General features: G+C 41.1%; 14 protein-coding genes. 1 reads left to right on the forward strand and 13 read right to left on the reverse strand.

The window, feature by feature from the left end:
* Positions 1-48: 48 nt before the first annotated feature.
* A complete protein-coding gene (locus tag DYH63_RS15090; RefSeq protein WP_116789579.1) occupies positions 49-1,440 on the forward strand; it encodes a DUF4403 family protein in 1,392 nt (463 codons plus the stop codon).
* 83 nt (positions 1,441-1,523) lie between these two features.
* Here the strand turns inward: DYH63_RS15090 and DYH63_RS15095 are convergent, their stop codons facing one another.
* From DYH63_RS15095 to ruvA, 13 genes are all read right to left on the reverse strand, one after another.
* On the reverse strand, positions 1,524-1,766 hold the full coding sequence (locus DYH63_RS15095; RefSeq protein WP_116789580.1) for a hypothetical protein: 243 nt from the start codon (positions 1,764-1,766) through the stop codon (positions 1,524-1,526).
* On the reverse strand, positions 1,766-2,311 hold the full coding sequence (locus tag DYH63_RS15100) for a DUF420 domain-containing protein (protein ID WP_116789581.1): 546 nt from the start codon (positions 2,309-2,311) through the stop codon (positions 1,766-1,768). The genes DYH63_RS15095 and DYH63_RS15100 overlap by 1 nt, the downstream gene beginning before the upstream one ends.
* Before the next feature lie 4 nt (positions 2,312-2,315).
* The gene (locus DYH63_RS15105) at positions 2,316-2,939 is read right to left on the reverse strand and encodes an SCO family protein (RefSeq protein ID WP_116789582.1); all 624 of its coding nucleotides are present in this window, start codon (positions 2,937-2,939) and stop codon (positions 2,316-2,318) included.
* On the reverse strand, positions 2,940-3,602 hold the full coding sequence (locus DYH63_RS15110) for a hypothetical protein (protein ID WP_116789583.1): 663 nt from the start codon (positions 3,600-3,602) through the stop codon (positions 2,940-2,942).
* Positions 3,603-3,678: 76 nt separating this feature from the next.
* Positions 3,679-4,029, reverse strand: a complete 351-nt coding sequence (locus tag DYH63_RS15115; RefSeq protein ID WP_116789584.1) for a cytochrome C oxidase subunit IV family protein — start codon at positions 4,027-4,029, stop codon at positions 3,679-3,681.
* A gap of 26 nt (positions 4,030-4,055) precedes the next feature.
* Positions 4,056-5,036 (reverse strand): cytochrome c oxidase subunit 3, encoded by a 981-nt coding sequence (locus DYH63_RS15120; RefSeq protein ID WP_116789585.1) that lies wholly within the window; start codon positions 5,034-5,036, stop codon positions 4,056-4,058.
* A gap of 47 nt (positions 5,037-5,083) precedes the next feature.
* Entirely contained in the window at positions 5,084-5,671 is a 588-nt protein-coding gene (locus DYH63_RS15125; RefSeq protein ID WP_116789586.1) for a cytochrome c oxidase subunit 3, read from the reverse strand.
* A 7-nt stretch (positions 5,672-5,678) separates the two neighbouring features.
* Entirely contained in the window at positions 5,679-6,581 is a 903-nt protein-coding gene (gene cyoE / locus DYH63_RS15130) for a heme o synthase (RefSeq protein ID WP_205528328.1), read from the reverse strand.
* 258 nt (positions 6,582-6,839) lie between these two features.
* Complete coding sequence (deoC, locus tag DYH63_RS15140; protein ID WP_116789589.1) at positions 6,840-7,589, reverse strand: deoxyribose-phosphate aldolase; 750 nt, start codon at positions 7,587-7,589, stop codon at positions 6,840-6,842.
* A gap of 39 nt (positions 7,590-7,628) precedes the next feature.
* Positions 7,629-8,003 carry a VanZ family protein gene (locus DYH63_RS15145; protein WP_116789590.1) on the reverse strand — a complete coding sequence of 125 codons (375 nt, stop codon included), beginning with the start codon at positions 8,001-8,003 and terminating at the stop codon, positions 7,629-7,631.
* Positions 7,996-8,376 carry a glycine cleavage system protein GcvH gene (gene gcvH, locus DYH63_RS15150; RefSeq protein ID WP_116789591.1) on the reverse strand — a complete coding sequence of 127 codons (381 nt, stop codon included), beginning with the start codon at positions 8,374-8,376 and terminating at the stop codon, positions 7,996-7,998. The genes DYH63_RS15145 and gcvH overlap by 8 nt, the downstream gene beginning before the upstream one ends.
* Positions 8,377-8,438: 62 nt before the next feature.
* Entirely contained in the window at positions 8,439-15,845 is a 7,407-nt protein-coding gene (gene sov, locus DYH63_RS15155; RefSeq protein WP_116789592.1) for a T9SS outer membrane translocon Sov/SprA, read from the reverse strand.
* A 4-nt stretch (positions 15,846-15,849) separates the two neighbouring features.
* Complete coding sequence (ruvA, locus tag DYH63_RS15160; RefSeq protein WP_116789593.1) at positions 15,850-16,431, reverse strand: Holliday junction branch migration protein RuvA; 582 nt, start codon at positions 16,429-16,431, stop codon at positions 15,850-15,852.
* Positions 16,432-16,464 lie beyond the last annotated feature (33 nt).

The raw sequence follows: 16,464 nt of genomic DNA on the forward strand, positions 1-16,464 counted from the left end.
TGTTACAATTTAGTACTACATTTGCCGCAAAATTTGAGTTTATACCTTATGAAAACCCTACTAATTAGCCTTTTGGGCTCAGGCTTGCTACTCACAAGCTGCTCTACATCAAAGCGCATTAATGCCCTGAAACCAGAACCCGGCAATACTACCGATGTAGTCTACCAAAAAAGCACTTCGTTTATCAGCCTGCCTGTTACCGTTGCTGTTGCCGACCTTGAAACACAAACCAATAAATTTGTGAATGGATTGGTATATGAAGACAACAATATTAAAGATGATGATGTAATGCTTAAGGTATGGAAAACCGCACCGATAAAATTTACAGAAAAGAACGGCCGCCTGCAAATTGTTATTCCTGTAAAGGTTAACGGGCAGGTACGCTATGGCACCACTGCTATGGGAATAGACATGCACGACACCCGCGAGTTTGACCTGGCTGCAAACATTACATTCAACAGCAGCATAGGCCTTAAGAACTGGCAGATGACCAGCGACACCAAGCTGGAAAACCTGGAATGGACCGAAAGCCCATCTGTTACGGTGGCAGGAAAGAAAATCCCGGTTACATACCTGATAAACCCAACGATTAAGCTATTCAAAACCCGTATTGAAAATGAGCTTGACAATGCTATTAAAGAATCTGTAAACCTAAAGCCGCAGGTGCTTGATGCACTGCAAACCATGAGCAAGCCTTTTAAGGTTAATGAGCAGTATGAAACATGGTTCCAGATGATGCCAACAGAGCTTTATGTTACCGACGCCAAGCTGTCTAAAAAGCAGATAACAATGAACATGGGACTTAAGTGCACTATGGAAACCACAGTAGGCCAGCCACCAAAAGGCGCTTTCAAAAAAGAGTCTATTGTACTGAAAGCCGTTTCTGCAATGCCGGAAAAAGTAAACGCTGTTGTTGCGGCAGTATCTACTTATTCAAGCGCATCTGCCATGATAACCAAAAACTTCCAGGGGCAGGAATTTGGCGATGGCAAGCGCAAAGTTGTCGTACAAAAAGTTGACCTATGGAGCAAAGACAATAAGATGATCGTAGCTCTTGAAATGACAGGCAGCATTAACGGAACAATTTACCTGACCGGCATACCGAATTACAATGCCGTTACAAAAGAGATCTTTTTTGACCAGATGGATTATATCCTGGATACAAAAAGCGCGCTTATGCGTACCGCAAACTGGATGGCAAGTGGCATCATCCTGAAAAAAATACAGGAAAACTGCCGCTATTCTATTAAAGAAAACCTTGAGGAAGGCAAAAAGAATATGCAGCCTTATCTTAACAACTACTCGCCAATGGCTGGTGTTTACCTAAATGGTACGCTGGATGATTTTGAATTTGATAAAATAGAACTTACCAATAACGCAATAATAGCATTTATTAAAGGCTCAGGTAAAATCAACCTGAAGGTGGATGGCATGAAATAGTTTTTCTTTAGATTGTGGATAGTTAGACAGCCAGAATTTTGGACTGCATAAACTATCCTACCATAAACAAAGAAGCGCAGTAATTACTGCGCTTCTTTGTTTTGTATGGCTTTCTTTCTTAACCTGTAGACCGCAAAGCCTACAAGGCCGATTAGAAGATACGGAAAGATCATAAGATATACAATACCGTCGTTTACGGCTTCAGGCTTTACACCTTCTTCATTGCTTGCCAACGCAGCGCGGCACATGGCACACTGGGCGTTAGCTCCAATTGAAGATAACAGCACCAACACAATAACTATTTGTTTTAGAAATAACTTTTTCATTAGTATTTGTAATAAGGAGAAATCATAACATATACAACAACACCTGTTACAGCTACATAAAGCCACATAGGATATGTTATACGGGCTATTTTGCGGTGACGCTCATAACTACCCGTTATACCTCTTACATATGTTACTAATACAAAAGGTATGATAATAACAGACAAAGCGATGTGCGTAATGAGAATAAAGAAATACAGGTATCTTAAAAACCCTTCGCCTCCATAAGGTGTAGAATCAGACGTCATGTGATAGGCTACATACATTACCAGGAAAGAAACCGAGCAGGCAATGGCTGTTTTTATAATACGTTCGTGCAATATGCGGTTACCATATTTTATGGCTTGTACTGCTACCACGAGTAATACGGCAGTTACACCGTTAATGGCGGCATATATTGGCGGCAGGAATGAAAGAGGCTGTACATCAAAACCCAGTTTCCTTAAATTTACACCAAATAGTGCTGCCACAGCCAGCGGTATAACAACCGAAAGTGCTACAATCCATTTATTATATTTTTTTTCTGCGTCAAGCGAATGTTCCATTATTTTACTCTTCTATCAGTTTTTTAATATCTTCTTCTATTGCGTTAAGGCCCGCCTCATCCAGTCCGTCATAATATAGTATTGGGTTGCCAAACGTATCTTTACGGCTACGGATGTTTCCATCTTTATCTATAAGCGCAAACATTCCGGAATGTTCAAAACCACCTGCCGCACCCGGATTTACACCCGCATACAGCTTAAATTCTTTCGCAAGGTTGTAGATGTAATCTTTATCACCGGTAAGAAAGTGCCAGTTATAATGCTTTACACCCAGCAGGTCGGCGTGTGCTTTTAGCACCTGTGGCGTATCGTGCACAGGGTCTATGGTAATAGAAGCCAGCCCAAAATTTGGCTTGCCATAATAAGCATCCTGAAGCTTAAGCATATTGGCATTCATCTTAGGGCAAATTGTAGGACACGTACTAAAAAAGAATTCCAGCACATATACCTTCCCCTTATAATCATCGTTAGAAATTTGCTTCCCGTTTTGGTCTGTAAGTTCAAAAGATGGCGCCGGGCCTATTTCTACTAAGTCAGACTTCTGGAAACGGCCAACAATTTTTGGCACTGCCCATATACCGAATATCAGTACAATAAATGATATCCCTATGTATGCTTTATTCTTCATTTATATTTCTCTTTTAACGCCCTTAGGCAAGTTTCTTTTAAGCTCAAGGCGATACTCACGCAATACAATCTTTACGTCGTCTGTAAGCTCATTATGCAGTTCAGATACTATAAAGGTATTATACCCATCCTTAAACTCATGTTCTCCTTTAAGATCCTTTCCCTTACGCCCACGCAGGCTACGGTTTTTATCTACAATAAAAACATAATCGTTACCGGCATGGCTATCCAGTTGTTCTTTTACTTTAAATGAGCTATAGAATGTTTTAATATCAGCCGGACTGGCAAACAAAAAACGCCAGTTGCTAATATCGCCCATGCGCTTAAGGCTTTCCTGAAGTTTAGTAACTGCTTCCTGGTCGCCGTTTGGCACAAGCATAACCATCTGGAAATCGTCAAACTCCTTATATTTTGCGTTGATTTTTTGATTGAGGTTAAAAATAGCCTCTTTACGTTTATTGATGTCATCACCAAAAAAACCTACAATAGATATTTTTCCGTCAAGCGTCAGGGGCTTACCATCTAGCGTGGTACCAACCGGAAGTTCATTAAGATTTTTAGTAAGTACAGGGAGAAAAAGCGAATTGTGCTTAACCATAGAGAAGTAAATGTACAGCACTAACGGAAGTACAAGAAGGCCAAGCAATACTATTTTACGTTTCATAATAAGAAGATGCAAATGCTTTGCAAAATTAAAAAAGGCGGTTTAATAAACCGCCTTTTTTATGAATTAATATGCCTTAGAAGATCCACTTATATTGGCTTTGATGAAATACATCAAAAACATAGTTTCCTTCTACAAGCAAGATGAACACTAAGTAGATAATTAAGAACACTAACGGAGCTACTATAGACCACCTGAAACTGCTTTTTTCGCCTTCAAGGTGCATAAATGCCCACATAATATAATATGCCTTAAATATAGTAAGGATGATAAATATCCAGTTAAGATAATTTAAACGGAAAAGGTCGTGTAGAAAAAGCGCATCAGGCTTTACAATTCCTAAGAACACCTCAACTATGGTTACAACAGACAGAAGTCCGAAAACAAACCATATCCTTTTCGTATTAGATTCGTGCGTATGTGCCATGACTCTATATATTTTTTAATTGATGATTAAACAAGGTAGAAGAAGGTAAATACAAATACCCACACAAGGTCTACAAAGTGCCAGTAAAGACCCACTTTTTCAACCATCTCATAGCTCCTTCTTTTTTCATAAGTCCCCGCAAGCACGTTAAGGAAAATAAGGATATTGATCATTACACCAGAGAACACGTGGAAACCGTGGAAACCTGTAATGAAGAAAAAGAAATCAGCAAACAGCTTGTGGCCATATTCATTGTGCTGAAGGTTTGCACCCTCTACAACTAATGCAAAATCTTCGATTTTTTTAAGCGACTCTTCTCTGTTAAGAACCGTTTTCTTTTTATCAGCCCCTATAGTCTCTGTCCTTATCACAACATTTTCATGTGTTTTAAGACCTTCAGCTACTTCAGCTACAGAGTATGTAGGAAGTGCATCAGCTTTTTCAAACCAGATACCATTGCTTTTTCTTTTCTCAACCCTGTCTGTATGTATATGAGCCGCAAAATCTGCAAGCGCCACCCTCTTACCGGTTGTAGCATCTACAAACTGAAATACAGACCCACCTTTGCTTTCTACAGCACCAAACTCACCTTTGATAAAGTTTTTCCATTCCCAGGCCTGAGAGCCAAGGAAGATAAAACCACCTACAATGGTAAGCAGCATATATACAGCAACTTTAGTTTTTTGAAGTTTGTGCCCTGCGTCTACGGCAAGTACCATAGTTACAGAAGAGAAGATAAGGATAAACGTCATCAACGCTACGTAGTACATAGGAGCCTCTTTACCATGCATAAACGGAAAGTGAGTAAACACCTCGTCTGCAATAGGCCATGTGCCGATGAATTTGAACCTTGAGAAGCCATAAGCGGCAAGAAATCCTGAAAAAGTAAGAGCATCAGAAACGATGAAGAACCACATCATCATTTTGCCATAGCTTGCTCCCATTGGCTCATTTCCGCCGTCCCATGTTTTGCCAGTAGTGGCTGTAGTAGTAACTGTAGCTGCCATAAAACGTTATTAGGTTTAAAAAGTCCCCAAATTTACATTTTTTTATTTTAATAAAAATAGAAAAACAAAAACAAATAAACCCACAGAATATCGAGGAAATGCCAGAACATTGCACCTAACTCTATACCAAGGGTTTGTGTAGGGGTATACTTATGTTTAAAATGATTATAAATTACAACTAAAAGCACAATAAGCCCTGCAAAAAGGTGGGCAAGGTGCGCCATAACAATTACATAGATAAACTGGGCTGTTACAGAGCTTCCTGCCCCTGTAAGGTAAAAGCCTGCATCTATAACCTGGCCGAAACCGTAAAACTGAAAACCTACAAAACCCACACCAAGAGCAAGTGTAGTAAGTAACAGCCCGGTAGCACCATTGTGGTTGCCTTTTTTTACTGCATTCTTAGCAAAATGAAAGGTAAAGCTGCTTAGAACAATCAATATGGTACTGATTAAAAAAGCATCAGGTATTTTAAAATCTTTGAGCCAGTCAGGGCGCGATGCACTAACCACATAAGCACTGGTAAGCCCGGCAAACGTCATGAATATGCTTACCATAGCAAACCACATCAACATTTTTTTAGACCTCGCACTCCTTTCGGCATATTCTCCTGCCGACATTGTTAACTTTTCCATTTACTATTTATCGTATAAATTTATCTAATATGTAAATTACCTGCAGCAGCGATATATAAGACACACTTACAAGCATCAGTCTTTTAGCAGCAGGGGCATCCATTTTGTTATATAGCTTAACGGCATATACCAGCATCCACACACCCAGCAACAGCACCAGTCCGGCAGAAATGTAGCTCAACCTCAATTCACCTGTAAGTCCCGTAACCGGCAATACAGAAGCTACCGTAAGCCACACCGTATATAGTATAATTTGAAGGGCTGTTTTTTTATCTTTCTTGCCTGTAGGCAGCATAAAAAAACCGCCTTTTTTATAATCATCAAACAGGAACCAGCCTATAGACCAGAAGTGAGGGAATTGCCAAAAGAATTGAATAAGAAACAGTGTTCCTGCCTCGATACCAAAATTATTAGTCGCCGCAACCCATCCTAGCATATAAGGTATAGCACCGGGAAAAGCCCCTACAAACACCGAAAGTGGCGTAATGGTTTTTAGCGGCGTGTATATGCTTGTATATAAAAAAATACTGATAGCGCCAAACATTGCTGTTTTAGGATTGATGCTGTATAATATAGCAATACCCGCCACAGTTAGCACCACCCCAAGAATAAAGGCATTTCTAACAGAAACCTTACCAGCCGGCACCGGACGGTTCTTTGTCCTGTCCATCAATACATCAAGGTCTTTTTCTATGATTTGGTTAAAAACGTTAGAGGCACCTACCATACAGTACCCTCCTATAGATAGCATTACCAGGGTTATCCAACGGAAAGGATTATCATCTGAAACACCAAGCAAATAGCCGGCAACAGAAGAAAACACTACGCTGATAGCCAAACCAGACTTTGTAAGTGCTTTAAAATCTGCAAAAAGTGAAGTTATGGAAATGCTGTTATCTGAAGCGTTCAAAGTAATTTTCATGGTATTTAAAAACTGGCGCAAAGATATGCCAAAATATCTACCCCAAAAAAACAATTGTCTTAAAACCTGTTGCCTAAATATTTTTATTTTTTTCTGCAACCCTACGCAACCCTTTTACATTTACAGCATCTATGTAATAGAATAAATCGGTAAACGGCCTTTTCTATTGCTATGAAAAAGAAAACTATCGATTGAATTGCTATGAAAAAGAAGCCTTCTCTCTTAACCGGGAGAAGGTTTTTTGGTTTAATAGCCTTCAGATACGGCCGGACCACCATCGGCAATAGCCTTTGCAGATGATGTACCTATGCGCTTTACACCCATATTAATCATTGCTATAGCCTCCTGGTAGTTGCGCACACCACCCGCAGCCTTTACCGCAAGCGGAGGAGCGCACTCCATCATTATCTTTATGGTTTCGGGCGTAGCACCATTAGGCAGGCCATCGGCTGTTTTATAAAAACCTGTAGACGATTTTATAAAAACACTGTTATAATCTGTAACATCGGCATTAGCAGTAACCACCCCTTTAATCAGAGCACAAATACCTTTAATTTGTTCCGGAGTGAGGGCAGCCACTTCAATAATCCATTTTACGACACGCCCATAACGAAGCCCAAGGCGTGTACACTGCAATATTTCAGCTTCTACAGCAATAAGATCTCCATCTATAAAAGCTTTATAATCTGCAACAAAGTCAAGATCATCGGCACCATTTTTAATCGCCTCTTCAGCTTCAGCAAGTTTAGCATCAAGGCCACCGTCGCCATCAGGAAAATCAATTACAGTACCCACATCTACAGAAGATTGTGCCGCTGTAATCATCTGGCATGCCATATTTACCATATCAGGGCGCACCATAACCAGCTTAAAACCCTCGGTAATAGCCTCATTTATTACACTGCGCACCACCTCGCGATTTGCCTCATCAGTAAGGTTTGCCTGCGCTGCGGTTTTTAAATACGTAGAATCTAAATATTGCCTGATATCGTCCATGCTATAAAAATAAGAAATCCCGGAATAATCCGGGACTCTTTATGATTTTTTTAATTTTGACAATAACCATAGCACTACAGTTGCGAGTAATGCCCCCGAACTGTTTGCTATAATGTCATTAAAGTCGGCACTACGGTCTTTTGTAAAAGCCCCCTGGCAAATTTCGATAAACACTCCATATAAAAACGCCCATAAAAAAGTATAAAGGCGAATTTTAAATTTGGGTGTATCAAGAAACTTTCTTACCAGATACTGGTACCATGTAAAAGTAAAAACAAAATAAAATGCAAGATGCACATATTTGTCTGTATCTTCTACAACTTCAAGGTCATCAAAATTGCGCATACTTACAAGGCAGGCCACAGTAATAAATACAGTTAATGATATTGCTGCCCAAAAGTATAATTTACGCACCTATAAGTTCTTTATATTGTTCGCTGCTTAAAAGTTCAGATACTTCAGAAGCGTCAGATATTTTAACCTTAACCATCCATCCTGCGCCATAAGCATCAGCATTTACACTTTCCGGAGTAGTTTCTAACGCATCATTAAATTCGATGATCTCGCCTGAAAGCGGAAGAAAAAGGTCAGATACGGTCTTAACCGCTTCTACCGTACCAAAAACTTCATCTTTAGCAAGAGTCTGGTCAAGCGTCTCAACCTCTACATATACAATATCTCCCAGTTCTTTCTGGGCAAAATCAGTAATACCTACAGTGGCGATATCGCCATCTATTTTAACCCACTCGTGGTCTTTGGTGTACTTTAATTCAGCAGGAATGTTCATGTTGTTTGTTTTTTAGCAAATATATGTTTTACAGGTCAACTGTAAAAATGTTTTTTTTAACGTTAGTTACCAAAATTATACCTTAGCGTAAAGCCTGTACGAATGGTAGTTAGCGGATATGATGTAGATATAACCGCCTTACTAAATGAGTGGTCATAATAGAAAATAGCTGTCAGGTTTTTACTAAACGAATAATCTCCCGTCAGTTTTAGCGTCCAGATATCCTGTCCGCCGCCCAGCTGGTTATTGTCATAATCCAGGTAACGCACTATTGTAATGTTTTTCCTTAGCGTAATATCTGCTTTAAGGTTTATATCACTCTTAATAGTATTTGTAGGATTATCTGCCAGGCGCGAATTAATAATCACATCCTTTATACGGTAGCCAAGTCCTAAAGTGTAGTCATTACCTTTAACCTCAGTAAGCAGGTTATTGTCAAAACTAAGGTTAAGCGTACGGTCTTTTTTCACCTCTGCAACTACTTTCATCGAGTTTTTCATCTCTACGTCAAAGCGTATAAGCGGATTAAACTGCTCAGTAAGGTTAACATTGCTTATTACATATTTATTATAGAAGTTACCCACCCCACCGTTATCCTGCATTACTAATGCACGATTGTCTTCATTTCTTTCAGGGCTTGTATAGTTATAATTTGTTGTATAAGAATTTATGTTATATGATGCCCTGTAGCCACTTTGTAACGAGAAACGCTTAAACCTGTCTTTAAAGAATTTATAACGCATAAGCCCGGTGTATTTAACTACCCAGCTAGGCAGCGGCGTGTCGCGGAACATACCTGTCTTAGCATCATTGGCATCCTTGCCCTGATAAGCTGCAAGAAAAGCTGGCAGCATTACCGACTGGTTATTACGGCCAAAACCTACCGGATAGCCCGCATTTGCTGTAGCGAAATCGCCACCTCCTGCCGCATACCTCGGAAATTCTGTAGTACCATAATACTGTGCAGCAAGCCTGTTGGCTATTACCATCCTGTTCTCCCTAAATTGGTCAAACGCGGCACTACCATTAACATCACTGGTACTAAATGCTGTTTTAATTAGTATTGTAGATATCTGGAAATTACCAAATGTATTTGGCGAAAGCCCTGTATAATCATTTATCAAACCATCGCGGTCGCGGTCATAAGGATCATAAGCATTGTACTGCTCAGAGTAATTCATGGTACTTAGCCTTTCTCCCCTAAGGTCGATAGTAAGATCCGGGAACAAGTCTACCCTTGCTGTAAGCTCAAGATTTTTAGTAGCCGACTGTTGGTAACTTTGGTTAAACTGGTCGTATTTTGTAAGATAACCCAGTTTAGCGGCCTCGTAACGCACATCGCTATCCTGGCTACCCAATATAAATCCTAATGAAGGCTTTGTAGACCCGAGGAATCCTATGCCCGGCACAAAACCGGGAAGCACAATACCATCTGTTTCGGTATAATTTATCTGCATGGTTTTTACACTGGTAAGCACACCTACCAGCCTGTCTAAAAACACGTTGCCGTCCTGTGTGGTTTTAGGTGCAGCTGTAATCTTCTCACCCGGTTTCGGGGCAACTTTTGCAGGTGCATTTTTAGCAACAGCCTTCTTTTTTTGACCCAGCCCCAGGTATTTATAGAACAGGTCCATACTAAGGGTAGTGTTCAGTTTGTGCGAGCTTGAATTCTGAATGGTGTTACCAAGGTCTATTCTATCTCCTCCATCATCCGGAATTACATATCGCAATGCGTCTGTACTACGTGTCCAGCTATAAGTACCATTATAACTATAGGTACTTTTTACAAAACTCAGGAATGGCAATTTGTTTATCGGCAGTTCGTAGTTTACAACAAACTGCTGCGTATGGGTATTTGCCTCACCTGTATCCCAAAAGCCCTGAAACACAGTATAATCTTCGATAGGACGCTGGTCTTCATCCAGATAATTCCTTACTATATTACTTGTGGCCACCGCATAGTTAAACTTAAGCGACTTAGTAATGTTGTAATTAAAACCATACTGGTAATTAAAGAAATAGTTTCTCCTGTACAACGGGCTTATAGCTATACCTTCAACTTCTACATCGCGGTACTGCTGCCTGTTATATTGCCTTATGATATTTGTGCTAAATGATAAGTTGCTTGGCAGGTAGTTAAAGTTAAAGTCGCTCAGCATTTTCCAGTACTGGCTCTTTTTCATAAAGGCCGAGTTTTTAAACGGCTCTACCGGCTTGTTCTGAAAAGCAAAGTTATAATCTGCAGTTGCCCTTACCTGCTGGTCCAGCATATCCTCAATCTGGAAATCATGATGGTTTGTCTGATTATAAGAATACGACAGCGTTATGTTTTCAGGGTCATAAACGTGTGGTTTTTGTTCTGCTCCACGCTCCTTTTTGACTCCTATAAAGTTTATGCTCTTTGTTTTTGTATAATCTATAGCACGATTGCGTATCACATCCTTTTGATCTTCAGATGATGCTACAGATAATGCCTGATCTACAGTTATATCCTGATAATACGGGTCATATTTTGGCGTAATACTCGTCTCTCCCACACTGTAGTTAAACGGTATGTTCATATGCCATTTTTTTGGCATTAGCTTACCGGCATTAATATTTGTTACAAGCGCATACTGATAAGAATCTTCCCTGCTACGCTCATTTGGCCCCTGCTCTATGGTTCCAAAGCCTATAGTACTCATATTACCCGTAGCAGAAAGCGTAGCCAGGTCTGCAAAGTTAGTATCAAGGCTGGCTACAGCTGCCATACCACCTTTGTTATCCATATCGCTAAGACGAAGCTCATTAAACCAAACTTCTCCACGCACATGCCTTACCGCTACAGTATTATCTGTATCATGAAGGCTTTGTGTATTGTTTCTTACACCTACCATAAGGGTACGCACATAACCAAAGTTAGGGTTACCCTTTACCCCTATAACCATACCGGCCGGCAATGAAGAGTCCAGAAGGTTAGCATCCATACGGTAAATATTATCTGTTCCCGGTTGAATTTGCCCTCCAAGCGCCATCAGCTTAAGCTTGGTAATGGCACCTAATGTTACTACGATCTCATTATCCTCCATCCATACATCGTCAGCATTTACTGTTGCATTGCTTGAATATGGCGTTACCCTTAGTGGTTTTTCTACCTGGTAAAAGTTATCTGTAAAGTCGGTACCAAAACGAAGGAAACCACTCATTTCATAATCCTGTAATGCTCCGCTTTGAGGCCCTGTTCCTGTTGTACTCGGCAATGCTTCGGCATGTAAAAACATCCTCAGTTTTTTAAACTGCCTCATATCTACGTTTACATTCTTGAACACCGCGCGCGAATCGCCCGGTTCAAGCCCCGCGTCGTTAGAGGTAGAAGCATTAGTAGCATATACCCTTAAAGACAGTGCCTGCTCATTTTGGTTAATCACCGCATTGTTACTGTATAACTGCTCACGCTGTACGCCCGGTGGCGACACATAATTAATAGGGCTGCGCTGCGCGTTTTCCTGTATGTTTAATGACGTAACATCAAAACCTGTAAACGAGGTAGACTCATCATTCTCAATGTCCGCCTCAGAATCAAGCGCATTTTCATAACGTCTCCATTCGCTTCTTACAAGATCTAAAGCTCCAAAACGAAGTGTAACGTCGCGGCGGAAACCTGCCACAACCATCCTCATGAAACGTATTGATCGTATACTGTTAATACCACCTACACTGTCAGTAGCATTTTTAACCGGAATTTTATAAAGCAGCCAGCGGCGTGGTGTAGTACCCTCTTCCATTTGCTCTCTCTCATTGTAACGTGCATCTACAACATAACCTGTACCCGGAACGGCGTTAGGCCCAATAGGAATTTGATACTTAAAATACGCATCAATGGTATTCATGGTATTATCCTTATTGATATCTTCAACATCCGGCAATGTGGTAGAACCACGGTTTGTATCGCCTACATCTATTGGCGAGTTACCCTGTGTACCATTATAATTTTTATAGCGGTCTACAATACTGCCCCTTGCACTTAAATAAAACTGGTAGTTATCTGCTGCCGGGTCATCTCCTGTAAATCCGGGAAACATTGCAGCTTCTTCAGCATCGCTCAAGCCATCAAGACCCACGTCCTGTAGCGCACGGTTGCCGCCTTCAGTATCAAAAGCGTAAATAAGGGATTGCGAAACCGGAACTTTACCCCAGGCAGTTGTAAATACAGGAGATGTGCTGTTAGCTCCCGGTAGTCCGTTCTCATACTGCTTCCTGTTATCTTTTAATATATCTTCAGACATTTCGCCCAAATGTACCTCCAGCATACCGGTGTTATCAGCATCTGCTGCATCTCCGCTATTGCCAATATAAGGATCGAGTAACCAAAACTGTATATATTCTACGTTAGTCTGTTCAAAGTTTGTAGATGTTATAGAGCGCATAATACCACCCCAGTTTTGCGATGCGCGTGCCTCTGTAAATCCGGCAGCACCATCAGGGCTATAGTTGTACGGACCACGTTCCTGCGGAAAGTAAGAAAGATCCAGCGTACTTACAACACGGCTCTGTCCCGGTACTACATCAGTATCCGGATAAAGCTCTGCATAATAAATACGACGTGTTTTGTTAGTTGATATAGAGCCCGCATTAATACCATCCGGCCTCGAAGCCGAAGCATAAAATATAGGGTCGATGCTGTACCATGCAAGCTTACTTCTGCGGAAACCAGAATTAATACCATCAAGTTCTCCACCAAACCCTACAGGCGCACTAGATAACGACCAGCCCGTAGCGCCGCGCATATCTATAGTGGTTTGCGAGCCTTCAAAATCTTCTACATAAGTAGTAGCCTCACCATTAAACTGGTCTGCTTTACTGGCTCCCGGTTTAAGATATGCAATTTCTCCCCTAAATGACAGGTTTGATGGCACATCGGTATCTACAAATGGTAATTTATTTACTAGCCTTGTAAAGAGCGGCACCTCTGTACTAAAGTTGGTATTCATACCCACAATAGTATTATTTACAGATTCCTGGCCGTAGTTGGTCTTACTGGTAAAAGGGCGCTCTGACATTCTAAGCAATGTAGCCCCTACCAAAAATTTATCATTGAACTTATGCTCAACATTAACACCAAAGAAACGTCGTGTTTGCTGCCCAAAAGTATTATTGTTTTCTACTGATACTTCTATATTGGCATTTTGTAATGATGTATCAAGTATCTGCACAGTACCTGCCTGATAGTTTACAGTATAGTCTACCCCCTCTACAAGAGTACGCCCACCTGTTGTTACCACTACTGAACCTTGCGGAACGTTAAACGCGCCAAGCGAAATATCGCCACCGCCACTACTTTTAAAGCGGCCCTTTAGCTGGAACTTGTTTTTATTACTTTGCTGCGATGCCTCTGCCTGTGTAGTGTTATACAATGTTTTGTACACATACCTGGACTGGTTACCATTATAAGTAACGTTATTACTATAATCACTGGCATCTCCGGTATTCTTTAGTTTATCAAACAGGAAATTACCAAAAGGCTCTACGGTTGTAAATATGATGCGCCCATTCTGCGAGTCAATTGTTATACCTTCTTGCCAGTCAAAAAATCCGTCTCCACCAGCTTGCGGGTCACCCGCATAACTCAGCCTGTCCAGATTAAACACCCGTAACAACGGCGTGTCAGACACGGTATAATCTTCTGCATCCGGCCCTGTTGGGGTAGGAAAACCCACACCCGGCACCGGCCTTATATAATTTATAGGAGAAGGATCTGTATAAAGTATGTTAAATGTAAAATCTTCCTGGCTTAGCTGGTAACCGCTTGGTATCTGGTAGATGTTTTTCATCATCAGGTTCCACGTAGGCTCTTCAACATTTACCAGGCTGCTCTTTAAAAGTTTTAGTATGAGGCTCTGTGTAGAAACATTAGTAACCTGCCCCGTATTTGTATCCGTAGTAGCAGTAGTAGCTTCTACACCATCTGTACCAAATTCACCTACCTGATATACCTGTCCGCCCACAGTATACTGGTAAGCTACCGCAAGGACCTCATCATTACTAAGTTTTTGGTTAAGGGATATATAACCTAATTGGTCATGCAGTGTATATTCGCTTGTTGTAAGCTTGCGTGCATTTTCAAGCTTGGCATAGTCACGCCCCTCTGCCGCAGCAAGCGGAGACACAAAGCTGGCGTTTGTGGTAGTAACAATTTCGCGTATGCTTGGCGCAAGTAAGCTACCTGCCCCACCCACTTTTGTTGGGTCAAGGTTGTTATTACCGTTATCAGGAAAGTTATCTGCACCACCTTTGATAAAGAAATTTGCAGGTTCTCCCTCTGATGCAAAACCAACAGTCTGTGCTGTAATATCTACAGATGCAATACCCGGAACAGTAGGCTCGCTGGTAAGGCGCCCTTCACCTAAATCCTGGATTGCAATAACATTTCGGGAGTTGTTTTCAGCAGCATTAATCCTGTTTTGCTTATTGGTAACCCAAACTTCAATACGGGTAATTTTTATTTGCTGCGATATAAGAGGATATCTTTTTAAGGCATCGTCATAACGGCTGCGGAAATACTGCGAAAGAAAGTAGTGCTTGTCTGCATCATACTCCAATGCAAAAAGCGAGAAATCCTGAACAACACCACTACCCTGCGCCTGCACGGTCTTGGTTTGCGATTTCTGCTCAGAGTATACACCGGTAATGGTTGTTTTACCAAACTGAAACTGTGCCTTAACACCAAAAAGGCTTTGTGCACCCCTTATCAGCGAGTTTGAAAGCGGGAAACTTACGTTACCCACTTCTATCTTCTGGATGATATCATCTTCGGTAGGGGTATAATCCAGCTTTATAAGATTTTGGAAAGCAAAGGTACTTTGTGTATCATAGTTGGCATTTACGTTTAGCCTTGTACCCACTTTACCCTGAAGGCTCATACTAATACGCTGATCAAAATCAAAGGTAAAAGTACGCCTGTTTCGCGGCGATAGTGATGGATTATCCTGCTTGGTAAAACGCACACCAAGATCCATTTCAACAGATCCTTGTGGTTTAATATCAATGGTATTGCCTCCAAAAAGAGTTTCAAAAAGACCTGAATTCACATAATACCTGGGCAAAAGATCGCGCTGCTGCTCCGGCGTTGCTTTAGCATCCATTGCCTTATTTTTTTGCCTGTAGTAATCACGCATCGACTCGCGCAATACCAGCTCCTGGTACTGCTCCGGCGTCATTACAACCGGATAGGTAATATTAAACCCCTCAAACTTATTGGTATAAATATAAGTATTGGTTACCGGGTCGTAGGTATATGCCTCTACAATACTGGTAGGATTTTTAAGTTCAACCTTACCTGAATTGTAGCCCTTTATGGTATCGCGGGATGCCTCACTTTCTTCCTCCTCTTCTGTTACCTGTGCCTGAGCGCAAAGGCCTATAACAAGGAAAAGTATCGAGAGGGAATATTTTAAGTTTTTATAAAAGTCTTTAGAGTACTCTGTTTTCAAGGACTTATAAATTTTTTAATGCTTGTTTTATAATTGCTTCTACAGTGGCACCGGGGGTTTCCCTCAACACTTTTTCGATAGCCTTTTCGGCCAGCTTTTTATTAAAGCCCAATACCTCCAAGGCAGATAACGCCTCATCCCGGTTTGTATTGTAACCCGGGGCAGAAACTTCTTCCAGATCGTACAGTTTTAACACTTTATCCTTTAGGTCGAGCAATACGCGCTGTGCTGTTTTAATGCCAATTCCTTTAATAGCCTGTATGGCACCTACATTACCGGATGCAATATAGCCTATTATTTGTCGTGGCTCCAGCGATGATAACATTGTACGTGCCGTACCTGCCCCCACCCCCGAAACCGAGATAAGCAGTTTAAAAAGTTCGCGTTCTGCTTTTTCGGCAAAGCCAAAAAGCGTGTGCGCATCTTCTTTTATCTGCAAAAAAGTATATAGTTTTATTTTTTCAGAATCCGGCAGCAAAGAAAACGTATGCAGCGATATATTAACCTGGTAGCCCACACCGTTGCAGTCTATAACTACTTCGGTAGGCGACTTCTCCACCATTCTCCCTTCAAGATGTGCTATCATAAATGTTTTTTAGCTATGCCCAAAAATAGCCAA

The sequence above is a fragment of the Flavobacterium psychrotrophum genome (assembly GCF_003403075.1).
Taxonomy (GTDB): domain Bacteria; phylum Bacteroidota; class Bacteroidia; order Flavobacteriales; family Flavobacteriaceae; genus Flavobacterium; species Flavobacterium psychrotrophum.